A 22,335-nucleotide genomic window follows, 5' to 3' on the forward strand; every position below is an offset into this window, starting at 1 on the left:
GTGACGTCACTCGTACTGTCGATCCTGCTCGGAGTCGCGGTCGTCGCCGTCATCACCCTGGCCGTCCTGCTCATCGTCACGTCGAACAAGCTGTCGGCTGCTCGGCGGCAGCTGGAACGCGCCCGGGAGGCGCAACCGCGCCGCCGTCGCCGGCGTCGCGGCCTGGCCCCGTTCGCGGTCAGGACGACGTTGAAGACCGCAGAGATGGTGCGCACCAAGGGAATTGGCGCCACCGTCCGCAACTCGATCGAAGACCTGGCCGGCTGGGCGAGCGTCGAGCGGCCGGATCTGGCGAGGCTGACCGCCGACGGTGACGTCGTCGTGGTGTTCTCCGACATCGAGGGGTCCACCCGGCGCAACGAAGAACTGGGCGACCGCGACTGGGTGCGGTTGCTGCAACGGCACGAGCAGCTCGTCCGGTCCTCGGTGCAGCAGCACCACGGCCAGGTCGTCAAGAACCAGGGCGACGGGTTCATGCTGGCGTTCGCAGATCCCGTCGGCGCGCTGCGGTGCTGTGTGGACGTGCAGCGCGAGCTCACCGGCCATCCCCGGCGCTGGCAGGACATCAAGGTGCGCATGGGAATTCACATGGGGCCGTCGGTGCGACGCGGCGACGACCTGTTCGGTCTCAACGTCGCGATGGCGGCGCGCATCGCGGGTCACGCGGACGGCGGTGAGATCCTCGTCAGCGACGCCGTGCGCGAGGCGATCGGGAGCGTGCCGGGGCTCGAGGTGACCGACGCGGAGATCGTCGAGTTCAAGGGTTTTACCGGCAGCTACGAGGTGTTCCCCGTCGCACTGGAGGCGTGAGCGGCCGCGAGTCGCCGCACCGACTCCTTGGCGACCTTGCCGTTGCTCGTCAGGGGTAGCGCGTCGATGAAGACGACGAGCCGGGGCCGCTTGAAGGCGGCGAGGTGCGCACGGACGTGCTGCACCAGGTCCTCCTCCAACGGATTGCTTCCGGCTCGCGCGACGACGACGGCGCAGATGGCCTCACCCCAGTACTCGTCGGGCACGCCGACCACGGCGACCTGGTCGACGTCGGGGTGGGTCGACAGCACGTCCTCGACCTCGCGCGAGGACACGTTCTCCCCGCCGGAGATGATGACGTCCTTGCGCCGGTCGATGACGACCAACCGGCCGGCGTCGTCGATGCGACCGACGTCGCCGGTGTGCAGCCACCCGTCGGTCGTCGCGGCGCGATCCGGCCAGTACGCCGTGGCGACCTGCTCACCGCGGATCAGGATCTCGCCGGTGCCGTCGATGCGCACCTCGACCTCGCCGTGCGGTCGGCCCGCCGTCCGCAGCAGGGCGGGGTCGCCGTCCGCGCCGGCGCCATGCTCGGCCGGTCCGAGGAACGTGACGTTGCCACCGGTCTCGGTCATGCCGTATCCCTGATGGAATTCGACGTCGAGCCGGGCCAGCGCCCGCCGCAGCAGGTCGGCGGGGATCGCCGCCGATCCGTAGGCGACGTCGCGCAGGGTCGGCAACTCGGTCCCGGTGTCCTCGAGGTGATCGAGCAGGGCGTGCAGCATGGTCGGCGCCAGCGAGCACGACGTCACGCCGTGGGCGAGGACGGCGGCGACGAACGCGTCGGGCCGGAACGCCGCGACCGGCAGCACCGTATTGCGGGCGTGGTGCTGGACCATCAGGTTGTACCCCGCGACGTGGCACATCGGGAACGGCAGCAGGTACACCCCGCCGGGGCGCACCGAGCGCCCCGCCACGGTGCCGCGGACCGCGGTGGTGAGGGAACGGTGGGTGTGCAGGACGCCCTTCGGGGTGCCGGTCGACCCGCTGGTGAACAGCAGCCACGCGGGTCCGTCGGGGTCGACCGGCCCGGTGTAGGGGGGCGAATCACGTTCTGCGCGTTGCCATTGCGGGTCGTCGAAGGCCAGCACGTGCCGCAGTGGCGGGACGGCCCGCCCGACGTCGGGCAGCGCATGCAGATACCGCGCGTCCCCGACGAGGACCGTCGGCGCGGCGGTCGTCAACTGTGCGATCTGCTCACCGGGACTCAGCCGCTGGTTGATCAGCGTCAGCACGCGGCCGCAGCGGGGGACGCCGTAGTAGAGCCGGGCGTAGGAGGCGCCGTTGTCGGCGATGACGGCGACGCGGTCCCCACGTCGGGTTCGCTCGGCCACCCAACCGGCGACCGAACCGACCTGGCGATCGAACTCGGCGAACGTGATCGCGGCACCGTCGGCCGTGACGATGGCGGGGCGGTCGGGGACGGCGGCCGCCGCGGCCGACACCAGTTCGTGGACGAGGTCGATGCGGGCGCCGCTCACCCGCGTCCTCCGGCCACCCTCTTGCGGTAGGCGCTCGGCGTCTCACCGCAGAACTGGGTGAAGCAGCGGGTGAACGAGCTGAGGCTCTCGAATCCGACGGCCGACGACGTCGCCTGGACCGACTGTCCCGGAGCCGCGAGCAGCGCCATCGCGCGCAGCATGCGAGCGTGCAGAAGGTATGTGCGCCAAGAGAATCCGAGGGTGTCCTGGAACAGGCGGCGCAGCGTCCGCTCGGACACCGCGACCGCGCGGCTCACCTCCTCGGCGGTGACGCCGTCGAGATGCTGCTTGGTGTAGGCCAGCGCCGCGGCCACGATGGGGTGCGCGGACGTCGGCAGACTCAGGGGCGCCTCGTGGTCGAGGGCCTCGGACACCAGCTGGGCCAGCGTGCGAAAGAAGCCGTCGGACACGGGATCTCCGGACGCGCGGTTCATGGGCCACCGCAGCGCGTAGATCATCATCTCCCGAATCAGCGGTGACACCGCGATGATTCGCGCCCGTCCACCGGCGTCGGGGATGAGTTCCGGATCGAACATCACCGCGACGGTCTTGACGTCCGGGCTCATCACGGCCTGGTGCTCGAGGCCGACGGGAATCCACGCCGCCTGCTGCGGGGGCAGGAGGTAGTGCGCAGAATCCGTCTCGACCTCGACGACGCCGTGCATGGCGTACTCGATCTGGTGCACCTCGTGGGAGTGCCAGCCGGTGATGAGGCCCTCGCCCTCGTAGAGGTAGCTGCCGGCCGTCGCGCGGCCGCCGCGGCGCAGCTCGATGACGGGCCGGGGGATCTTGGCCGGTTCGGCTAAACCCTTGTCCGATAGCGCGGAGACGGTCACGGTTTCCGAGGGTACTAGTTGAGCATGCAGACCAATGACCTCATCCTCGTCAGCATCGACGACCACGTCGTGGAACCGCCGGACATGTTCCTCAACCACGTGCCCGCCAAGTACAAGTCGGAGGCCCCCGTCGTCGTCACCGACGACAAGGGCGTCGATCAGTGGATGTATCAGGGCAGGCCGCAGGGTGTCAGCGGGTTGAACGCGGTGGTGTCCTGGCCGGCCGAGGAGTGGGGCCGAGACCCCGCGGGGTTCGCCGAGATGCGGCCCGGCGTGTACGACGTCCACGAGCGCGTGCGCGACATGAACCGCAACGGGATCCTCGCGTCGATGTGCTTCCCGACGTTCACCGGCTTCTCCGCCCGCCACCTCAACATGCACCGCGAAGACGTCACGCTGGTCATGGTGTCGGCCTACAACGACTGGCACATCGACGAGTGGGCGGGCTCCTACCCCGACCGCTTCATCCCGATCGCGGTGTTGCCGACGTGGAACCCCGAGGCGATGTGCGCCGAGATCCGCCGCGTCGCGGCCAAGGGCTGCCGCGCGGTGACGATGCCGGAGCTGCCGCATCTGGAGGGGCTGCCGAGCTATCACGACGACGACTACTGGGGCCCGGTCTTCCGCACGCTGTCCGAGGAGAACGTGGTGATGTGCCTGCACATCGGCACCGGGTTCGGCGCGATCAGCATGGCGCCGAACGCGCCCATCGACAACCTCATCATCCTGGCCACCCAGGTCTCGGCGATGTGCGCGCAGGATCTGCTGTGGGGACCCGCGATGCGCAACTACCCGGACCTGAAGTTCGCCTTCTCCGAGGGTGGCATCGGCTGGATTCCCTTCTACCTCGATCGCAGCGACCGCCACTACACGAATCAGAAGTGGCTGCGGCGCGACTTCGGCGACAAGCTGCCGAGCGACGTGTTCCGCGAGCACTCACTGGCCTGCTACGTCACCGACAAGACGTCGTTGCGCCTGCGCCACGAGATCGGCATCGACAACATCGCCTGGGAGTGCGACTACCCGCACTCGGACTGCTTCTGGCCCGACGCTCCCGAGCAAGTGCTGGCCGAGTTGAACGGCGCGGGCGCCGACGACTCCGACATCGACAAGATCACCTGGCAGAACTCGTGCCGGTTCTTCGGCTGGGACCCCTTCAAGCTCACCCCGAAGGATGAGGCGAAGGTCGGGGCGTTGCGCGCCAAGGGCGCCGACGTCGACGTGTCCATCCGGCCACGCAAGGAGTGGGCGCGGATCTACCAGGAGAAGCAGCTCGCCAAGGCCTGACGCCCGCGCTCGGCCTGTGGATCGAATCCTCTCTGTGGATGAGCGGGAGGTGGTCGGCGCGAAGTGTCGGACCCCTCGGTGATCGTCGTCGTAGAACTACGACGAGGAGATCGAGATGGGCAATCGCGCCAACATGGTGGTCGTGGAGAACGGCGACTCGAGCGTGCGCCAGCCAGCTCGCGGTATGTACGAACGCAGCCCGAGGTCTATACGGTGACGAACGTGACCACACGCCTCATCGAGATCGACGACGAGCTCCTGGAGTCAGCGCGACGGGAGCTCGACACCTCCGGGATCGCCGACACCGTGCGTTCCGCCCTCGAACTCGCCGCGACGCGTTCGGCGCGGATCAGAGAGTTCGAATGGCTTGCGGCCGGAGGGATGGCCGAGATGGCGGACCGTGCTGCGAGGGACGACGTATGGGGATGACGGCGCGTTTCCTCGTCGACACCAGCGCACCGATCGGTGGGCGTCGCAGACCTGCTGACCGCAGCGGTCGCCGCGGCCAACCGGTTGACGGTGGTCCACTACGACGGTGACTTCGACACGGCGGCGACCTTGCTGAACTTCGCACATCGCTGGGTGGCCGAGCCCGGCACGCTGTGATCGCCGTGCCCGCTACATTCCATGGATGCCGCACGTGCTGACCGACCGCGAGGCGCTGGACGTGGTGACGGCCGAGGTGACCGAACGACTCGAGCGGTCAGCGAATCGGCTGATCGTCGGCATCACCGGCCCGCCGGGCACCGGGAAGTCGACGTTCGCGCAATTCCTGCTGCGGACCATCGGGTCCACCGCGGCGTTCGTGCCGATGGATGGCTTCCACCTGTCCAATCGACAACTCGAGCGGCTGGGTCGGCGGGACCGCAAGGGCGCGCCGGACACCTTCGACGTCGACGGGTACCTCGCCACGCTGCGCAGGGCGGCGGCCGCCGACCGGGACGTCTACGTCCCCGACTTCGACCGCAGGCTCGACGAGCCGGTCGCCGCCGGTCTCGTCGTTCCCGCCGAGGCTCGGCTGGTGATCACCGAGGGCAACTACCTCGCACTCGCCGACGGTGCCTGGGGTTCGGTCCGCGGCGAGATCGACCGGCTGTACTACCTGGGTGGGCCGCCGGAGGTGCGTCGAGAGCGGTTGATCGCGCGCCACGTCGCCGGTGGGCGCACCCCCTGCGACGCCGCGAAGTGGGTGGATGTCGTCGATCAGCCCAACGCCGACCTCATCGCAGGAACTGAATCATGCTGCGACGTCACACTTTACGTGCGGTGAGTCACTCCGCGGGCGCGTAGCGCAGCATGGTGACCCCGTCGGCGGGGTAGTCGAAGAACACCGGCCGCACCCGCATGCCCACCCGCAGTGCACCGGGGTCTGCCTCGACGATCTCGGTCGAGAATCGCGGACCCTCGTCCCACTGCACGACGGCGAGGAGCTGCGGCACGTCGTCGGCGAAGTGTGGGGACACCGGGCGATGGCTGACGGTGAACGTGTACAGCGAGCCCGCACCGCTGATCTCGCGCCACTGCAGATCGTCGGCGAGCGTGCCGGGCGCGAGGATCCGGGGATAGAAGACGTAGCGTCCCGTCGAGGGGGAGTATTGAATCCGAATTCGGTGCTCGCGCAACGCATCCCAGAACGGCTGGGTGGTGGGCGTCGGCACCGGCATCGGCTTGGCCATGGCCGTCATCGGTCAGTCGCCCTCCAGGACGAGGGTGGTCTGCTCGGAGAGGATGCCACCGTTGCCCGACACGAATGCCCGGTGGCAATCGGGCACCTGGGCGTCCGCGGCGCGTCCCATGATCTGCCGGGTGGCGTCGCACACGTGGTGCATGCCGCCCGCGGTTCCGGCCTGGCCGTAGCCGAGTTGCCCGCCCGCGGTGTTCATCGGAAAGTCGCCGCGGAAGGTCAGGTCGTGTTCGGCGACGAAGTCCAACCCGGTGCCCTTGGCGCAGAAGCCGGCGTCCTCGAGGCTGAGCAGCGCGGTGATCGTGTAGCAGTCATAGATCGACACCATGTCCATGTCGGCGGGGCCCAACCCGGCCATCCCGAACGCCGACTCCGCGGCCTTCACCATCGGCGTCTGCAGCAGGTCCTCGGCGTAGGTCGGGGTCTTGTAGGGCACCCGTTCGCCGAACCCCTTGACCCAGACCGGGCGGTGGCGGCTGCGGCGGGCCAGGTCGGCGTTGGTGACCAGCACGGCCGCCCCGCCCAGCACCGGCATGACGATCTCGAGCATGTGCAGCGGCGAGGCGATCATCGGGCTGGCGAGCACGTCGTCGACGGTCAGCGGCTTGTCCGAGAAGACCGCTCCCGGCGTGTGATTGGCGTTGACGCGCTGATCGACGGCGATCTTGGCCATGGCGCGTTCGTCGTAGCCGTAGGTGGCGGCGTACAGGGTGGCGACCTGGCCGTAGGGACCGTTCTGGCCGAGGTTGCCGTACGGGATCTCGAACTCGGCCTGCGGCGATCCGTAGCGATTGCTGGAGGCACCGAAGTACAGCATGTCGCCGAAGTCGACGGGCTTCTTGTCCGACACCGGCGTGAGCTGGGCGGCCGGCACCACGCACAGCACCGCATTGCAGATGCCGAGTTCGATCGCGGCGGCCGCGCGCCACACCATCGCCGCCGAGCTGGCCCCGCCGAGGTCGACCATCTCCGCGAAGTTGGCGCGGATGCCCAGGTATTCGATGATCGTCGACGGGACGAAGATCATCGACTCCTGCAGGTATCCGGCGCAGATGCCGTCCACCTCGGTGGCCGGCACACCGGCGTCGGCCAGTGTCGCGGCCGCCAGCCTGGCCCACTGTTCGAGGTTGAATTCCGGCGGTCCCGTCGGTCGCCGCGTCGCCGGCAGCTCGGTGAATCCGACGATCGCGGCCTCACCCCGCAGCCCGCTGGACATGTGTCCAACTTATCGGAGGGAGTAGGCGTTGGCAATCGTGTCGTTGCGACGTTCGGCGACAACGGTTTCTCGATCGGCGTGCTCGATCCAGAGCTCGGCGGACGCGGCGTCACGCGCATGATCCCGCTCAGAACGGACAGGTGTCCACCGCGACGCGTTCAGCGGTTCCCGGTGCGATCGCTCGCCGCCGGTTGGCACGGGCCCCGTCGCGCCCCGCGACGTCGACGGGGACCCGGGGCGAGAGCTATCCGGGGGAAGTCGGACGCGTCGCCTGACGGGCCAGGAACTCCCGGTAGTAGTTCAGCGACTCGTCGGCGATGATGGCCGGAAGCAGCAGTTCCCAGGTCCGTGCGAAGCGGGCGCGGAGGTCGCTGCCCTCGGCGAGCGTGCTCGATAGCAACTCACTGCCCAGCATGCCCGCCAGAATCGACGCACCCGCCGTCTCGGCATCGAGGGTGGGCCGCAGGTCGCCCTCGGCGGTCGCGGTCTTGATCCGCTCGACCAACTCATTCACCAAAATCTCGACGGTGCGCTTTGCTGCAGGATTGAAGGCGCCAAAGGTGCGAAGTAGCCGAGCGCCCGCCCGGGCGACCCGGTCGCTGGCCAGCACGTCGGTCACGACGAAGGAGCCGTGGAGGATGTTCTCCATGGCGGGGGAGCTGGCCCGCCCCGCTGCTCGGAATGCCTCCAGCAGCGTCTCCGAACCCTCTTCGATGATCGCGGTCGCCAGGGCTTCCTTGGAGTCGAAGTGGTAGTACAGCGCACCCTTCGTCAGTTCGGCGCGTTCGATGATGTCGCCGAGCCCGGCGGCCGGATAGCCGATCTCGTTGATCAGATCGACCGCGGAGTCGATGATCTTCCTACGTGTCGCCTCGGATCGAGCCTGGCGCACCATTTTCCAGCACCTCCATCGATCCATCCGCGCGGCGGTCGTAGGACGGGATCATAGTTCGTCCGCACCCAGGGGCGCCGCATTCCTTGTGGCGAGTGCCGTGCGGCGCTTGACGAAATCCGTCAAGTACGGGACTCGATCTGGTTGTGCGAAGCCCCGGAGGGCGAGCAGTAGAACGGCCTCGAAGTCCCCAATGAACTGCTCGGCGTCGTCGAGATTACTCGTCTGCCGCAGGCCGAGGTAAAGGGAGGTCAGCAGTCGTGCGACCTGCTCGGTGTCGCAGTCACTGCGGATGTCGCCCCCGTCGACGGCGCGCCGCGCGATGTCGGCGAAGGTGTGGACCCACCTGTCGGAGACCCTGGCCTGCAAGCCGTCGAACCGGCCGACCGATTCGAAGAGGTTGAACGCCGCCCGGGTCAGGGGATGGCTGACGTCGTCGACGGCGATGGAGTAGGCGTAGTCGATGAGTGCCTCCAGGCCGTCGAGGCCGACGGTGATCCGCTCGGCCGAGAGCTGCCAGGACACTTCCAGGTGGTGCTCGACCAGCGCCGTTGCCAGCGCCATCTTGGATCGGAAGTGGGTGTACAGCACGCCCTTGCTGACCACGGCAATGGACACGATGTCGTCCAGGTTGACCTGGCTGTAGGGCATGCTGGCGAACTGCCGCGCTGCGGCTCGCAGAATTTGCCGCCGCGCGGCGTCACCTCTTTCATCGGCGAGTACGGACACCGGATCGCCTCTTGTCGTCTGTCGTGGTGGACACGCGAGCGCGCATCCCGGCCTCCTCTGACGGCTACCCCGAGGGTGTCCCGTCTCACACCCCGCTACCCCCGTCGGGTGCGTTCACTGCTCCTACGTCATGGTTGCCACGCCCATTGGGCGCGCCCGTGACCAATTTTGCTCCAGACTATTCGTCAAATCTAGGGCTGCAGTTCATTCCAAAAGTATGTAAAGTGACCGACGTGGCGACTTCCGGTCTGAAGCAGGCGCGTCCTGCGCTGCTCGGTGCAGGCGCACCGGCGGCGTGGTGCACGTCGCCGTCGGGTGCTGGTGCCCGCGGCGGCCGGAACCTCGTCAGCCCCATGAGTGGCAAACGTCACGTTTCCCTCACGGCTACTACAGCAACGTCAATATCAGTACCGGCGACGACGCGCTCCAGATGCGGTACATTCCGTGAGAATGTGCCTCGACGTGCGAAGCTGTACCAAATGTCTCCGCTGCGGAACCGCTTCGGAGGCGAAGTTCTTACCTGCCCTGGCAATGCATCATTCATACAACGAGCTAACGCGGAGTAATCAGACGCATGTGGGATGAAGAGGTCGATGTCGCAGTGGTCGGCGCCGGTATCGGTGGGCTCGCCAACGCCATTGCGGCCGTAGATGCAGGTGGCGACGTGCTCGTCGCCGACGCCCGTCCGCGCGCCTTCGGCGGCAGCCACCCCGGGGTACTGCGCGAGCGGGTCGAGGTCCGTTCCCGGTCGTTGCTCCCCGAGACCGTCGACTGCGAGACCAACGAGTACTTCGCTGCCGTGTCCGAGGGAATCCCGCAGCTGCCGCACCCGTCGGGCGAGGCCTCGGTGCCCCGCCGCAACGCGCGCAACCTCTCGTCCGAGGAAGCCTTCGGAACGGTCGAGCCCTTCTTCGGGTCGCGGTTGAACTCGTGGGCCGAACAATGCATCACGTCGCCCTACGGGTTGATGTACACCAGCATGCGGGACTGGTCGACGACGACGATGCGGTCCGGCAATGGCGAGTCGATTGAGGTGTGCTCTGTCGGTGCCATCGACTGGGCCCCCGGTTTCGGCGAACGCGATCTGCACCAGTGGCTGGCCGCGCAGGCCGACGACCGCGACATCGAGGTGCAACGGTCCACCACGCTGGACCGGATCGTCTTCGAAGAGGGCGTGATCGTCGGGATCGTGCTGTCGACGCCGAACGGACCGTGGGCGGTGCGTACCCGCGCCGGAATCTGCCTGGCGCCGGCGGACCAGGATGGCGACGAGAGCGGCGCCGTGGATCTCGGCGCCAGTGACCGCCTGCACGTCTGCCTGGTGGGCCGCACCGCGAGCCGGTACGGACGGGTCGAGTTGCTCGCTACCGAACCCGCAGCGCCGTCGCGCCCCGTCTGCACGGGTTCGCGCAGGCAGCTGCGTGACGGCCTGCACGACGCGCGGCAGCAGTCCCTAGACGGATGGCGATGCGGAGTAGTGCACGGCTACCCGGCCCTTGGCTAGTAGCGCTGCCATGTCGTCGCCGCTCAGCGGCCGCGACAGCAGGAAGCCCTGCGCCCGGTGACACCCGTGGTGCAGTAGCGTCCGCGCCGCCACCTCGGTCTCCACACCCTCGGCGACCAGTTCCAGCTCGAACGCCTCGGCCAGGGCGATCACCGCGCGGACGATCGCCAGATCGTCGGGGTTGGTGCCGAGATCGGCGACGAACCCGCGGTCGATCTTCAACACGTCCACCGGCAGCGACTTGAGGTGTGACAGCACGCTGAAGCCGGTGCCGAAGTCGTCGATCGCCACCAGCACCCCGGCGTCCCGTAGGCCGGCCAGCGTCACGCTCGTCATCTCCATGTCCTGAACGACGACGCTCTCGGTGATCTCCAGGCACACCGAGCCACGGTTGAGATCGAACTCGCGCAGGACGTCGGCGACCGACGCGGCGAAGCCGTCGGTGACGAGCTGCACGGGAGATACGTTGACGCGCAACACGATTCCCTCGGCCACTCCAAGGGCCCGCCACCGCGCGAACTCGGCACACGCCGTGCGCAGCACCCAGCGCCCGAGGTCGCCCGCGAGGTTGATCGACTCGGCGACCGCGATGAACGAGGCGGGGGAGAGCAGGCCGCGGGTCGGATGGTTCCACCGCACCAGTGCCTCGGTCGCGAGGACCTCTCCCGTGCGCATGTCGACCTCGGGAAGGTACTGCAGGAAGAGCGCACCGTTCTCGATGACGTCCTGCAGATGCAGCTCGATGTCGTTGCGGTAGTCGGTGCGCAGCGACATCTCGTCGGAGAACACCGCCACCTGATTGCCGCCGGCTCCCTTGGCCGTGAGGACGGCCTGGTCGGCGTGGCGCAGCAGATCGGAGGTGCTGTCGCGGCCGGGGGAGCCGAGGGCGACCCCGATGCTGGCCGTCCTGGTGAGCATCTCCCCGTCCACGGACACCCGCTGGCGCAACAGCGCACACAGTCGTCCGGCGAGGCGTTCGGCCTCCTCGGCGGAGGTCGGCGCCGCGGGCACCACGACGAACTCGTCGCCGCCGAGCCTGGCGATCATGCTCGTCTCGGTGGCCTCGCGCAGACGTTCGGCGAGGACGCGGATGAACCAGTCACCTGCGCTGTGGCCCAGGTAGTCGTTGATCGTCTTCAACCGGTCGAGGTCGACGTAGAGCGCCGCCACGGGGCCCGGCCGTCCCTCGGCGAGCCTCTCGTCGAGGTGCTCGATGAGCGCCCTGCGGTTGTGCAGCCCCGTGAGGTCGTCGTGCTCGGCCAGATAGCGCAGCCGTTCCTCGGCCGCCACCCTGGCCTGAACCTGGGCGAACAGCGACGCGATGGCCTCCAGCGCGTTGATCTCCTCGGGCTTCCACTCCCGGTCGCCGATCTTGACGAAGCCGAGCACGCCCGTCGTCACGTCGCCCGACACCAGCGGCGCGGCGGCCATCGAGGTCTGCGGAAGGCTGCGCCCCTCTGCGATGCGTTTCTGGTAGTCGTCGTCGTCGGGCCGGAACACGGTTGGCGTCTTGGCGTGCTCGGCCTGCGCGAACACCGGGTCGGCGTCGGCGAAGTAGACGACCTTCAGGGGATCGGGGTCGGGCACGTCCGGTCGCAGGGGCCACTCCGCAATCAGGACCGACGCCCTGACGGAGTGGTCGTTGTGACGCAGGAAACTGAAGTCCACGTCGAAGTACTCGACGAGAACGGCCAACACCTCCTGGGACACCACCACCGACGTCGCCGCGTTCGCCGCCATGAGTCGCGCGGCGACGGTGGTCACCAGCCTGTCGAGGCTGATCGGCGGGGAATCGGCGGACACTGCCTTAGCGTAGCTGCGGCGCGTCGACGGCGAGGGGCCGTCGGCGGCTACGCACCGAAGCCGGTGCCGCATAGGCGAGCCGCAGCACGAGGATCGGCACCTCGCCCGCCGCCGTGTCCAGACCCGCGGCGCGCAGGAACCGTGATCGCAGCTCGGTCAGTTCGCCGACGTGGTCGGGCGCCACGTCCTGCAGCTCCCGCTCGTCGACGACGTAGAGGAACGACGGTGAAATCGGCTGAACCGCCAGCCCGTGCGACTGGGCGAGGACCCAGACGGCCTCGGCGGCCGACCCGCCTCGGGCGTAGTCGGTCAAGGCGTGGCCCCGAGCGGTCACCACCACGAGCGCGCTACTGCTCTTGATGCGCGCACTGGTCTCCGCTCCCAGCATGCCCCCGGCGTCCCACGCCGCGAGATCGGCCATCACCTCGGGTCGGCGCAGGATGGTCAGCGCGAGATCGCCGCCGGGGCCCAATTCGAGGCTGCGCACGTCGATGCCCGCGTCCGGGTCGGGGTCGCCGGGCCACCGGAGTTCGGAGGTCATCTCGGCGTGCAGGCGGGGCGTCAGGAACCGGATGCGGTCGGCGGCGGCGCAAATGGCTGCCATCTCGTCGATGGACTGGCGGGAGGACAGCATCTGCAACCCGGCACCCTAGGCCTCGGCCGCGGCGACCAACTCGGCGCGCACCGCGTCGGGCAGCTCGGCACCATTGCCGTGGTTGCGATTGGTCTCGCGTTCGAGCACCGCCGGATAGAGACCGGCCCGGTCGTCGTCGACGCCCTCGACGAGGTCGATCTTCGCCTGCAGCCATGGCGCCTCGGGGGACTCGGCGTAGTCGACCCGGCCGACGGCGCCACCGGCGGCTGCCGCGACACGGGCGTTGTAGACCGCGGCACCCACCGCGACCGCACTGCCGCGCAATCCGACGTCGATGGTCGTCGTGTACTCGGGGGCCAGACGGACGGTGACGGCGTCAGGTCCGGCGACGATGGTCCACGGCTGCACGTTGCCCCCCGACGGCGCGCGGACGGCGGCGGCCACGACGCTCTCGACGAGATCATCGGGCTGATCCTCGGGTTCGGTTGTCTCCCAACGCTCTTCGGCCGGAGGGGGCGTCGGTGCTCGCATGTGGTCGAACAGGGCGCCGACGTCGAGGCTGACGCGTCCCGACGAAAGTGGTTCGCCCAGGCCGATTCTGCGCACCGCCTCGACGACCGCACCCGCGCCGAGGGTGACGTCACCGGCCAGTTGGGGCCACGTCGAGAGCGTATGGCCCACCTCCAGCAGGGAGGCGGCGGCTCGCGCCGTGAGACCGCCGACCTCGATCAGCCGCATGACGTAGGGGACCTTCTCCGGACCGCTGAGACCGGCCAGCGTGGCGGGGTCCAGGTCGCCGAGCATCCCGTGGAACAGCGGACGGTCGGGCTCGAGGTCGAACCGCTCGACGTCGACCATCCCGCGGTCGCTGGTGGCCATCACGACGGGCAGTCCACGCGCCCTGGCCTCGGCCCGCACCAGCGCCTTCACGTCGAGTGAGTCGCATTCCTCGACCACCACGTCGAGGCCCTCGAGGAAGCCGTTGACGTCCTCGGCCGTCACCCCGGCGGGCACCGTCCGCACCGTCAGGTAGGGGTCGAGTTCGGCGATCCTGCGGGCAGCCACGCTGGTCTTGTTCAGGCCGAGGTCGAACACGCTGCCGGGCACCCTGTTGAGGTTGGACAGCTCGAGCTCGTCGAAGTCGGCCAGTCGCAGTTCACCGCACACCCCCTGCATGGCCAGGGTGTGCGCGATGACGTGTCCCGAACTCAACCCGACGACGCCGATGCGCAGCCGACCCAGCCGGTCCTGCTCCTCGCTGGTGATCAGATTCCGGTTGCGGTCCAACCGAAGTCGTCGAAACGAGCGGGGCCCGAGCACCTTCACCACGATGCGGCGCCACGGGTAGTGGGCGAACCGCGCACGCTCGTCGAGGAGTTCGGGGTCGAGCGTCGGACCGAGCCGTCGCAGCGCGGCACTCTGTGCGTCCCACGTATCGAGGAACTCGACCGTGGGATCGGCGCGGAGTGCGGACAGCAGGCGCGCGTCGCCGTCGTCGCCCTCGTCGAGGAGGCGGGCCGAGTCGAGCTCGCTCACCGTGCCATGGTCCGGCCCGAGAGCTGAGCGGTCTGCTGGTTCGACGCCATCTCCATCTCGAGCAGAATGCGCGAAACCTGCTCGGGGTCGGCGTGTTTGGCGAACGTGCGCTGATCCCACCACATCATCTTGGTCCGGTATCTCTCGTCGGGGTACGGCGTCGCCGCGATCGGTGCGACGACCCCTCCCGACGTCCGCCAGCTGTCGAGGATGTACGGGGCGGAGGTCGCCATGCAGAACTGTATTCCCATCAGGGCCATTGCGTGAAACCCACTGCGCGCCAATGCCCGGGACAACCGGCGTGCGGTCTCCCTGTCGTCGGTGATCCAGGCGGCCTTCATCTCCAGGACGCCGAACGGCACGCGGTCGTCGATCATCTTGCGCACCGCGGGCAAACCGGGCTGGCCGGCCCATTCGACCGTGGCGTGGGAGTCGTCCGCCGACCGCAGCGGACCCTTGGCCCGCACGCCGCCGATCACCCGACCCGCGGTGTCGACGGTCGCCCAGAACATCGCGGTGTCCGAGCCGTCGCGGATCGCGTCGACGTCCAGTGCGTGCGCGACGCCGTGGTGTCGATAGCTGCGCTCGGCGCCACGCAGATATTCCTCCCACAGGTCCGGGTTGGAGGCGGGCTGAGCGATCACCGTCGTGCACTCGGCGTCCGGGTCCCACCAACTGATGTCGTCGGTGAAGGGGCGGTCGGAGAAACCCAATTCGAGGGGCTGGAGGCGCATTCTTGATCCAATTCGTCGGGCAGTCAGTGAGGTGGCGAAGTCACCGATGACTGCGGTCAATTACAAGGGGGTGAAACCAATCGCAAAATCAGTATCAATGCCGCCATCACCGGACTCCAGCCGTCATCTGAGGTGCTCGTCGGGGCGGTGATGGTGACCCGTCAACAGGCGTCATTACCGGCTAATTACGTTCGGTTTGTGCTGATTTCGCTATCGTCAATAAGCCCTGTTCGGCCATTGCGGAATATCGAAAGTGCACCTAGCTCGTTTGTGGTTGGCAAATAAATACGATTGTTATCGTTACGTTTTGGCCGTCCGGAAGACGAGAAGTAATATCCTTCGCGACATGCGGTCGCAACCCCCGATAGAGGAGCTGGCGTGAAAGTCTTCAACGATCTGAACGAGTTTGCGGCGGCCCAAGGCAGCCAACTCGGACCCACCGAGTGGCTGGAGATCGACCAGGACCGCGTCAACCTCTTCGCCGATGCGACCGACGACCACCAGTGGATTCACGTCGACCCCCAACGCGCGGCCGACGGTCCGTTCGGCGGCACCATCGCGCACGGGCTGCTGACGCTGTCGCTGCTGCCCCACTTCTCCCAGCAGCTCTACCGCGTCGACGGGATCTCCCTGGCGGTCAACTACGGGTACGACAAGGTGCGCTTCGTCAGCCCGGTGAAGGTGGGCGCGAAGATCCGGGCCCGGGGCGAAATCTCCACCGTCACCCAGCTGGACGGCGCCGTGCAGGCCACCACGACGATCACCGTGGAAATCGAGGACTCGGCGAAGCCCGCCGCCGTCGTCCAGTCGATCGTTCGCTACATCGCCTAGCCGGACCTAGGTGGACCCAGCCCGCCGCTGAGCGGCCTTGACCAGGCCGCCGCCGACGATGAGGCGCTGGATCTCGCTGGTGCCCTCGTACAGACGCAGCAACCGGACCTCGCGATAGATCCGTTCCACGGGGACGTCGCGCATGTAGCCGGCCCCGCCGTGCACCTGCACGGCGAGATCGGCGACCTTGCCGACCATCTCGGTGCAGAACAGCTTGGCCGTGGACGGCGCGATCCTGCGGTCCTCCCCGGTCAGCCACAGTCGCGCGGTGTCGCGGACCAGCGCCCGGCCCGCCATGACCCCGGCCTGCATGTCGGCCAGCATCGCCTGCACGAGCTGGAATTCGCCGATGGGCGTCCCGCCCTGCGTGGTGGTGGCGGCGTAGGCGACCGACTCGTCGAGCGCGCGCTGCGCGGCCCCGACGGACAGTGCCGCGATGTGGATGCGACCCCTTGCGAGCGACGTCATGGCGGCCCGGTAGCCGATGTCCTGCGCGCCGCCGATCAGAGCGTCGTCGCCCACCCGCACCCCGTCGAGGACGACGTCGGCCGTCCACGCGCCCTCCTGGCCCATCTTGGCGTCCTTGGCGCCGACCTCGACGCCGTGCGCGTCGGCAGGCACGAGGAACACGGCGATGCCGGGACCGTCGTCGTCCGCGGGCCGGGTGCGCGCGAACACGACGAACAGATTCGCCGTCGGCGCGTTGGTGATGTACTGCTTGCGGCCCGTGATCACCCAGGTTCCGTCGGCGGCGTCGCGAACGGCCTTGGTGCGCAAGCCCGCAGGGTTCGATCCGGCGCCGGGCTCGGTCAACGCGAACGAGGCGACCACGTCTCCGGAGGCGATGCCCTCGAGCCAGCGGGCCTTCTGCCCGTCGGTGCCGAAGCCGACGAGGACCTGGCCGGCGATGCCGTTGTTCGTCCCGAACATGGACCGCAGCGCGAGCGTGGTGTAGCCGAGCTCCATCGCCATCTCGACGTCCTGGGCGATGTCGAGGCCCAGACCGCCCCACTCCTGCGGGATGGCGTAGCCGAACAGGCCCATCGACGCGGCCCGTGCGCGGATGTCGTCGGGCACCCGGTCGCCGTTCATGATCTCCGACTCGCGGGGGACGACCGCCGACCGGACGAAGTCGCGCGTCGCGGCCAGGATCTCCCGGAAGTCCTGTTCGCCGACCGCTGAGCTGACCGTGGACGCCGTCATGGGGCGCTTCTCCTGACTGCTGGGGGTGGGTTGCAGCGACATCATATTTTATGTTTGATCGCAGACCGGGGGAACGACGAGAAGGGACGGCCGCACATGGCATTGCTCGAGGGACGAACCGCGGTGGTCACCGGCGGCGCCCAGGGGATCGGCTTCGCGATCGCGCAGCGCTATGCCACCGAGGGTGCGCGCGTCGTACTCGGCGACCTCGACCTGGCCGCGACCGAGGCGGCGGTCAAGAAACTCGGTGGGCGTGACGTCGCGACCGCGGTGCGCTGCGACGTGACCGACGCGGCGCAGGTTCAGGCGCTCGTCACCGCGGCGGTCGACACGTTCGGGAGTCTGGACGTCATGGTGAACAACGCGGGCATCACCCGCGACGCCACCATGCGCAAGATGACCGAGGAGCAGTTCGACCAGGTGATCTCGGTCCATCTCAAGGGCACGTGGAACGGCACCCGCCTGGCCGCGGGCATCATGCGCGAGAACGGGCGCGGCGCGATCGTCAACATCTCGTCGATCTCCGGCAAGGTGGGTCTGATCGGCCAGACGAACTACTCGGCCGCCAAGGCCGGCATCGTCGGTCTGACCAAGGCCGCCGCCAAGGAGGTCGCCCACCTCGGGGTGCGGATCAATGCGATTCAGCCCGGGCTCATCCGCTCGGCGATGACCGAGGCCATGCCGCAACGCATTTGGGACGAGAAGCTCGCCGAGATCCCCATGGCCCGAGCCGGTGAGCCCGACGAGGTCGCCAAGGTGGCCCTGTTCCTCGCATCGGACCTCTCGTCCTACATGACGGGCACCGTGCTCGAAGTGACCGGCGGACGGCACATCTGATGTCGGACGTCGTCATCTGCGAGCCGGTCCGCACGCCCATCGGTCGCTACGGCGGGATGTTCACGACGCTCACCGCGGTCGAGCTCGGTGTGGCAGCGCTGCGAGGACTGTTGGCGCGCACCGGAATTGGGCCCGACGACGTCGAGGACGTCATCCTCGGGCACTGCTATCCAAGCATGGAGGCCCCGGCGATCGGCCGCGTCGTCGCACTGGACGCGGGCCTGCCCGTGACCGTACCGGGCATGCAGCTCGACCGGCGCTGCGGATCGGGTCTGCAGGCCGTGATCCAGGCGTGCCTGCAGGTGGGCTCGGGTCAGCACGAGCTCGTCGTCGCCGGTGGGGCCGAATCGATGAGCAACGTCGTGTTTCACTCCACCGACATGCGCTGGGGCGGGGCGCGCACCGGGGTGACCGTGCACGACGCGCTGAACCGCGGGCGGACGACTGCCGGCGGGCGCGACTACCCGGTGCCCGGCGGGATGATCGAGACCGCCGAGAACCTGCGCCGGCAGTACGGCATCTCGCGGGCCGAACAGGACGAGCTGGCCGCGGCGTCGCACGAACGTGCCGTGGCCGCCCAGAAGAACGGCATCCTCGACGAGGAGATCGTGCCGGTCACCGTGACCACACGCGGCGGTGAGGAGGTGATCACCGTCGACGAGCACCCCAGGGCCGACACCACCGTCGAATCGCTCGGTCAGCTCAAACCCATTCTCGGAAAGCAGGATTCAGCGGCCACGGTCACGGCGGGCAACGCCAGCGGGCAGAACGACGCGGCGTCGGCGTGCATCGTCACCACCCCCGAGAAGGCCGCGGCACTGGGCCTGCGACCCCTGGTCAGACTGGTCTCCTGGGGTGTGGCCGGTGTGGCCCCCAACGTCATGGGCATCGGTCCCGTGCCCGCCACCGAAGTGGCGCTGAGCAAGGCCGGGCTGACGCTGGCCGACGTCGACGTCATCGAACTCAACGAGGCGTTCGCCGCGCAGGCACTGGCCGTCATGCGCGAGTGGGGCTTCACCGACGCCGACCGCGCACGCACCAACGTGCACGGTTCGGGCATCTCACTCGGCCATCCCGTCGGGGCCACCGGTGGCCGGATGCTCGCGACGCTGGCGCGCGAAATGCACCGGCGCGGAGCACGATACGGGCTGGAGACCATGTGCATCGGCGGCGGCCAGGGGCTGGCCGCGGTGTTCGAGCGGGTCGCGTGACGCGCCTGGCGCAGACGGCCGGTCTGACCGAGGTGCAGGCCGAGATCGTCGCCACGGTGCGCCAGTTCGTGGACAGGGAGGTCATCCCGAACGCCCAGGAACTCGAGCACGCCGACGAGTACCCGCACCACATCGTCGACGCGATGCGCGAGATGGGGCTGTTCGGGTTGATGATCCCCGAAGAGCATGGCGGACTGGGGGAGTCGCTGCTGACCTACGCCCTGTGCGTCGAGGAGCTGGCGCGCGGCTGGATGAGCGTCTCCGGGGTCATCAACACCCACTTCATCGTCGCCTATATGATCCGCCAGCACGGCACCGACGAGCAGCAGCGGCGCCTCCTGCCGCGGATGGCGACCGGCGAGGTGCGCGGGGCGTTCTCGATGTCGGAGCCGGAACTGGGATCCGACGTCGCCGCCATCCGCACCAGGGCCGTCCGCGACGCCGCGGGCGACTACGTGATCGACGGCGCGAAGATGTGGCTGACCAACGGCGGCAGCTCGACACTCGTTGCGGCCCTGGTGAAGACCGACGAGGGAGCCGACAAACCCCATCGCAACCTGACGGCGTTCCTGATCGAGAAGCCGGCGGGGTTCGGCGAGGTCCTGCCCGGGCTGACCATTCCCGGCAAGATCGACAAGCTCGGGTACAAGGGCATCGACACCACCGAGATGATCTTCGACGGGTATCGCGCCGCGGCCGCCGACGTGCTCGGCGAGCAGCCCGGGCAGGGCTTCTTCCAGATGATGGACGGCGTCGAGGTCGGGCGGGTCAACGTCGCGGCGCGCGCCTGCGGCGTCGGCCTGCGCGCCTTCGAGCTAGCGATCCGATATGCCCAGCAGCGCACCAGTTTCGGCAAGCCGATCGCCGAGCACCAGGCCATCGCCTTCCAGCTCGCGGAGATGGCCACCAAGGTCGAGGCCGCCCACCTGATGATGGTCAACGCGGCCCGGTTGAAGGACTCCGGTGAACGCAACGACGTCGCGGCGGGCATGGCGAAGTACCTGGCGAGCGAATTGTGTTCGGAGGTCACCGAACAGAGCTTCCGCATCCACGGCGGCTACGGCTACTCCAAGGAATACGAGATTGAACGCCTGATGCGCGACGCGCCGTTCCTCCTCATCGGGGAGGGCACCAGCGAGATCCAGAAGACGATCATCAGCAAGAGCCTGTTGCGTGAATACCAGCTCTGAGCCCGGTTTCTCGGCCCGCCCGCAACTGGCCGACGACGTCGCGCGGTACGTGCGCAGGCGCATCTTCGACGGCTCGGTCCGGGCGGGGGAGTACCTGCGTCTGGATCAGTTGGCCGCGGAGTTGGGCATCAGCGTGACGCCGGTGCGCGAGGCGCTGCTGAACCTGCGCGCCGAAGGCCTGTTGGAACTGCTGCCGCGGCGCGGCTTCATGGTGCTGGCCGTGACGGCCCGCGACGTCGCCGACGTCGCGAACGTGCAGGCGTTCATCGGCGGCGAGCTGGCGGCCCGAGCGGCCGAGAACGTCACCGACGAGCAACTCGCGGAACTGCAGCGCATCCAGGACGAGCTCGAGCGGGCCTACGGCAGCAGCGACCTCGACCGGATGGTGCGCCTCAACCACGAGTTCCACCGGCTGATCAACGTCGCGGCGGATTCGGCGAAGCTGACGCAGTTCATGTCCGGCATCACGCGCTACGCCCCGGAATCGGTGTTTCCCACGCTGGCGGGCTGGCCCGCGCAGTCGACCAGAGACCACCGGCGCATCGTGGCGGCCCTGCAGCAGCGCGACGGCGCACGGGCGCGGAGTGCGATGGCCGAGCACTTCACCGTCGGCGTGGTCCCGCTGACGGAGCATCTCGCCGAGCTCGGGGTCATCGCCGACGCGGAGAACGCCGTCTGACGGTCCGCGCCCGCGGATGGCCGCCGCATCTCGGCGGCGATACAGTCTCTGCTAGTTTTGTAACGTCGCCTACGTCTACGTCCGAGGTCGTGAGATATGCCTACACCCGTCATCGTCGGAGCCGCCCGTACGGCCATCGGCCGTTCCTTCAAGGGCACGCTGGTCAACACGCCGCCCGAAACGCTCATCACGACGGTCCTGCCCGAGGTGATCCGCAGGTCGGGCATCGATCCGGCCGATCTGGACGACGTCATCGTCGCCGAATCCCACTACGGCGGCGGCGACCTCGCGCGCTACGCCGCCGACGCGACCGGGATGCAGCACGTGCCCGGTCAGTCGGTGAACCGGCACTGCGCGGGCAGCCTGACGGCCATCGGCAACGCCTCGGCGCAGATCGGCTCGGGCATGGAGCGAGCGATCATCGCCGGTGGCGTGCAGTCGCTGTCGATGACGCCGCTGGTGAATTGGCGCATCCCCGGACCCGAGCTGAAGTTCGAGGAGCGCTGGATGCCGCCGACCCACGTCGAGACGCCCGACGCCCCCGCGAAGGACATGTCGATCACCGTCGGATGGAACACCGCGCAGTCCTACGGCATCACGCGCGAGGAGATGGACGCCTGGGCCGTCCGCTCGCATCAGCGGGCCATCGCCGCGATCGACGCAGGCACGTTCATCGACGAGATCATCCCGCTCAAGGTCGAGCTGCCCGACGGGTCAATCATCGACTTCAGCGTCGACGAGCAACCTCGTCGTGACACCACCGCCGAGAAGCTGGCAGGCCTCAAGGTGCTGCACCCCGAGATCGAGGGCTTCTCGATCACGGCGGGCAACGCCAGCGGCACCAACGACGCGTGCGCCGCGGTGGCCGTGGTCGACCGCGACTACGCCACGGGCGCCGGGCTGTCGGTGATGGCGACCGTGCGGGCGTGGGCGTCGGTCGGGGTCGCCCCCCGCGACACCGGCCTCGGCGCCGTCAAGGTCATCGCCAAGGTGCTCGACCGCGCCGGCCTCACGCCGTCGGACGTCGCGCTGTGGGAGATCAACGAGGCCTTCGCATCGGTGCCGATCGCCGCGGCCAAGGAGTACGGCCTCGACGAGGAACTGGTGAACTACTCCGGCAGCGGCTGCAGCCTCGGCCATCCCATCGCTGCGTCCGGCGCGCGGATGGTGACCACGCTGGTGCACGAGCTCCAGCGGCGCGGTGGCGGCATCGGCGTCGCGGCGATGTGCGCCGGCGGCGGCCAGGGCGGCGCCGTCGTCGTCGAGGTGTAGTCCGG

The 22,335-nt window shown here is 68.6% G+C and carries 23 protein-coding genes; 12 read left to right on the forward strand and 11 right to left on the reverse strand.

Annotated elements, in window-relative coordinates:
- Positions 1-810, forward strand: coding sequence for an adenylate/guanylate cyclase domain-containing protein (locus G6N60_RS09615; RefSeq protein ID WP_163735807.1), 810 nt, complete (start codon positions 1-3; stop codon positions 808-810).
- Here G6N60_RS09615 and G6N60_RS09620 read toward each other — a convergent pair.
- Both G6N60_RS09620 and G6N60_RS09625 read right to left on the reverse strand, forming a co-directional pair.
- Positions 777-2,291 (reverse strand): AMP-binding protein, encoded by a 1,515-nt coding sequence (locus tag G6N60_RS09620; protein ID WP_246240525.1) that lies wholly within the window; start codon positions 2,289-2,291, stop codon positions 777-779. The two genes, G6N60_RS09615 and G6N60_RS09620, sit on opposite strands and share 34 nt — an antisense overlap.
- Positions 2,288-3,127, reverse strand: a complete 840-nt coding sequence (locus G6N60_RS09625; protein ID WP_163735811.1) for an AraC family transcriptional regulator — start codon at positions 3,125-3,127, stop codon at positions 2,288-2,290. Before G6N60_RS09625 ends, G6N60_RS09620 begins: the two co-directional genes overlap by 4 nt.
- A 24-nt stretch (positions 3,128-3,151) precedes the next feature.
- On the opposite strand from G6N60_RS09625, the gene G6N60_RS09630 reads away from it, so the two are divergent.
- The 4 genes from G6N60_RS09630 to G6N60_RS09645 all read left to right on the forward strand — a co-directional run bounded on the left by G6N60_RS09630 (position 3,152) and on the right by G6N60_RS09645 (position 5,684).
- Positions 3,152-4,414 (forward strand): amidohydrolase family protein, encoded by a 1,263-nt coding sequence (locus tag G6N60_RS09630; protein WP_163735814.1) that lies wholly within the window; start codon positions 3,152-3,154, stop codon positions 4,412-4,414.
- A gap of 222 nt (positions 4,415-4,636) precedes the next feature.
- A complete protein-coding gene (locus G6N60_RS09635; protein WP_163735817.1) occupies positions 4,637-4,843 on the forward strand; it encodes a DUF2191 domain-containing protein in 207 nt (68 codons plus the stop codon).
- A 36-nt stretch (positions 4,844-4,879) separates the two neighbouring features.
- On the forward strand, positions 4,880-5,020 hold the full coding sequence (locus G6N60_RS09640; protein WP_163735821.1) for a PIN domain-containing protein: 141 nt from the start codon (positions 4,880-4,882) through the stop codon (positions 5,018-5,020).
- Between the two features lie 25 nt (positions 5,021-5,045).
- Positions 5,046-5,684 carry a nucleoside/nucleotide kinase family protein gene (locus G6N60_RS09645; protein ID WP_163735823.1) on the forward strand — a complete coding sequence of 213 codons (639 nt, stop codon included), beginning with the start codon at positions 5,046-5,048 and terminating at the stop codon, positions 5,682-5,684.
- A 1-nt stretch (position 5,685) separates the two neighbouring features.
- On the opposite strand, the gene G6N60_RS09650 is transcribed toward G6N60_RS09645, so the two are convergent.
- The 4 genes from G6N60_RS09650 to G6N60_RS09665 all read right to left on the reverse strand — a co-directional run bounded on the left by G6N60_RS09650 (position 5,686) and on the right by G6N60_RS09665 (position 8,935).
- Entirely contained in the window at positions 5,686-6,099 is a 414-nt protein-coding gene (locus G6N60_RS09650; RefSeq protein WP_163735826.1) for a Zn-ribbon domain-containing OB-fold protein, read from the reverse strand.
- 3 nt (positions 6,100-6,102) lie between these two features.
- Positions 6,103-7,314 carry a thiolase family protein gene (locus tag G6N60_RS09655; RefSeq protein WP_163735829.1) on the reverse strand — a complete coding sequence of 404 codons (1,212 nt, stop codon included), beginning with the start codon at positions 7,312-7,314 and terminating at the stop codon, positions 6,103-6,105.
- Positions 7,315-7,558: 244 nt separating this feature from the next.
- Positions 7,559-8,209, reverse strand: a complete 651-nt coding sequence (locus G6N60_RS09660) for a TetR family transcriptional regulator (protein ID WP_163735832.1) — start codon at positions 8,207-8,209, stop codon at positions 7,559-7,561.
- Positions 8,210-8,257: 48 nt separating this feature from the next.
- Positions 8,258-8,935 (reverse strand): TetR family transcriptional regulator, encoded by a 678-nt coding sequence (locus G6N60_RS09665; protein ID WP_163735834.1) that lies wholly within the window; start codon positions 8,933-8,935, stop codon positions 8,258-8,260.
- A gap of 574 nt (positions 8,936-9,509) precedes the next feature.
- On the opposite strand from G6N60_RS09665, the gene G6N60_RS09670 reads away from it, so the two are divergent.
- A complete protein-coding gene (locus G6N60_RS09670) occupies positions 9,510-10,439 on the forward strand; it encodes an FAD-dependent oxidoreductase (RefSeq protein WP_163735837.1) in 930 nt (309 codons plus the stop codon).
- Here G6N60_RS09670 and G6N60_RS09675 read toward each other — a convergent pair.
- The 4 genes from G6N60_RS09675 to G6N60_RS09685 all read right to left on the reverse strand — a co-directional run bounded on the left by G6N60_RS09675 (position 10,389) and on the right by G6N60_RS09685 (position 15,107).
- Positions 10,389-12,179: a putative bifunctional diguanylate cyclase/phosphodiesterase gene (locus G6N60_RS09675; RefSeq protein ID WP_246241214.1), complete on the reverse strand. Its 1,791-nt coding sequence runs from the start codon at positions 12,177-12,179 to the stop codon at positions 10,389-10,391. The two genes, G6N60_RS09670 and G6N60_RS09675, sit on opposite strands and share 51 nt — an antisense overlap.
- 67 nt (positions 12,180-12,246) lie before the next feature.
- Positions 12,247-12,882 carry a nitroreductase family protein gene (locus G6N60_RS28970; protein ID WP_308206287.1) on the reverse strand — a complete coding sequence of 212 codons (636 nt, stop codon included), beginning with the start codon at positions 12,880-12,882 and terminating at the stop codon, positions 12,247-12,249.
- A gap of 9 nt (positions 12,883-12,891) precedes the next feature.
- A complete protein-coding gene (locus G6N60_RS09680) occupies positions 12,892-14,373 on the reverse strand; it encodes an Rv1355c family protein (protein WP_308206288.1) in 1,482 nt (493 codons plus the stop codon).
- Positions 14,370-15,107 carry a hypothetical protein gene (locus tag G6N60_RS09685; protein ID WP_163735843.1) on the reverse strand — a complete coding sequence of 246 codons (738 nt, stop codon included), beginning with the start codon at positions 15,105-15,107 and terminating at the stop codon, positions 14,370-14,372. The genes G6N60_RS09680 and G6N60_RS09685 overlap by 4 nt, the downstream gene beginning before the upstream one ends.
- Before the next feature lie 378 nt (positions 15,108-15,485).
- Here G6N60_RS09685 and G6N60_RS09690 point away from each other — a divergent pair, with 378 nt between their 5' ends.
- A complete protein-coding gene (locus G6N60_RS09690; RefSeq protein WP_163735847.1) occupies positions 15,486-15,938 on the forward strand; it encodes a MaoC family dehydratase in 453 nt (150 codons plus the stop codon).
- 6 nt (positions 15,939-15,944) lie between these two features.
- On the opposite strand, the gene G6N60_RS09695 is transcribed toward G6N60_RS09690, so the two are convergent.
- On the reverse strand, positions 15,945-17,141 hold the full coding sequence (locus tag G6N60_RS09695; RefSeq protein ID WP_163735850.1) for an acyl-CoA dehydrogenase family protein: 1,197 nt from the start codon (positions 17,139-17,141) through the stop codon (positions 15,945-15,947).
- A 96-nt stretch (positions 17,142-17,237) separates the two neighbouring features.
- On the opposite strand from G6N60_RS09695, the gene fabG reads away from it, so the two are divergent.
- From fabG to G6N60_RS09720, 5 genes are all read left to right on the forward strand, one after another.
- Positions 17,238-17,978 carry a 3-oxoacyl-ACP reductase FabG gene (fabG, locus tag G6N60_RS09700; protein WP_163735854.1) on the forward strand — a complete coding sequence of 247 codons (741 nt, stop codon included), beginning with the start codon at positions 17,238-17,240 and terminating at the stop codon, positions 17,976-17,978.
- Positions 17,978-19,189 carry an acetyl-CoA C-acetyltransferase gene (locus G6N60_RS09705; protein WP_163735856.1) on the forward strand — a complete coding sequence of 404 codons (1,212 nt, stop codon included), beginning with the start codon at positions 17,978-17,980 and terminating at the stop codon, positions 19,187-19,189. Before fabG ends, G6N60_RS09705 begins: the two co-directional genes overlap by 1 nt.
- Positions 19,186-20,379, forward strand: coding sequence for an acyl-CoA dehydrogenase family protein (locus G6N60_RS09710; RefSeq protein WP_163735859.1), 1,194 nt, complete (start codon positions 19,186-19,188; stop codon positions 20,377-20,379). The genes G6N60_RS09705 and G6N60_RS09710 overlap by 4 nt, the downstream gene beginning before the upstream one ends.
- Positions 20,363-21,058: a GntR family transcriptional regulator gene (locus G6N60_RS09715; protein WP_163735862.1), complete on the forward strand. Its 696-nt coding sequence runs from the start codon at positions 20,363-20,365 to the stop codon at positions 21,056-21,058. The genes G6N60_RS09710 and G6N60_RS09715 overlap by 17 nt, the downstream gene beginning before the upstream one ends.
- A 96-nt stretch (positions 21,059-21,154) precedes the next feature.
- Complete coding sequence (locus G6N60_RS09720; RefSeq protein WP_163735866.1) at positions 21,155-22,330, forward strand: thiolase family protein; 1,176 nt, start codon at positions 21,155-21,157, stop codon at positions 22,328-22,330.
- Positions 22,331-22,335: the final 5 nt, after the last annotated feature.

Origin of the sequence: Mycolicibacterium madagascariense, from assembly GCF_010729665.1 — a bacterium.
Taxonomy (GTDB): domain Bacteria; phylum Actinomycetota; class Actinomycetes; order Mycobacteriales; family Mycobacteriaceae; genus Mycobacterium; species Mycobacterium madagascariense.

What these genes read in the sequence shown, in the direction of transcription:
- G6N60_RS09630 (WP_163735814.1), top strand. Translation starts at nt 3,152, where the DNA reads ATGCAGACCAATGACCTCATCCTCGTCAGCATCGACGACCACGTCGTG.
- G6N60_RS09645 (WP_163735823.1), top strand. Translation starts at nt 5,046, where the DNA reads ATGCCGCACGTGCTGACCGACCGCGAGGCGCTGGACGTGGTGACGGCC.
- G6N60_RS09650 (WP_163735826.1), bottom strand. Translation starts at nt 6,099, where the DNA reads ATGACGGCCATGGCCAAGCCGATGCCGGTGCCGACGCCCACCACCCAG.
- G6N60_RS09655 (WP_163735829.1), bottom strand. Translation starts at nt 7,314, where the DNA reads ATGTCCAGCGGGCTGCGGGGTGAGGCCGCGATCGTCGGATTCACCGAG.
- G6N60_RS09660 (WP_163735832.1), bottom strand. Translation starts at nt 8,209, where the DNA reads ATGGTGCGCCAGGCTCGATCCGAGGCGACACGTAGGAAGATCATCGAC.
- G6N60_RS09670 (WP_163735837.1), top strand. Translation starts at nt 9,510, where the DNA reads ATGTGGGATGAAGAGGTCGATGTCGCAGTGGTCGGCGCCGGTATCGGT.
- G6N60_RS09675 (WP_246241214.1), bottom strand. Translation starts at nt 12,179, where the DNA reads ATGGCGGCGAACGCGGCGACGTCGGTGGTGGTGTCCCAGGAGGTGTTG.
- G6N60_RS09685 (WP_163735843.1), bottom strand. Translation starts at nt 15,107, where the DNA reads ATGCGCCTCCAGCCCCTCGAATTGGGTTTCTCCGACCGCCCCTTCACC.
- G6N60_RS09695 (WP_163735850.1), bottom strand. Translation starts at nt 17,141, where the DNA reads ATGACGGCGTCCACGGTCAGCTCAGCGGTCGGCGAACAGGACTTCCGG.
- fabG (WP_163735854.1), top strand. Translation starts at nt 17,238, where the DNA reads ATGGCATTGCTCGAGGGACGAACCGCGGTGGTCACCGGCGGCGCCCAG.
- G6N60_RS09705 (WP_163735856.1), top strand. Translation starts at nt 17,978, where the DNA reads ATGTCGGACGTCGTCATCTGCGAGCCGGTCCGCACGCCCATCGGTCGC.
- G6N60_RS09720 (WP_163735866.1), top strand. Translation starts at nt 21,155, where the DNA reads ATGCCTACACCCGTCATCGTCGGAGCCGCCCGTACGGCCATCGGCCGT.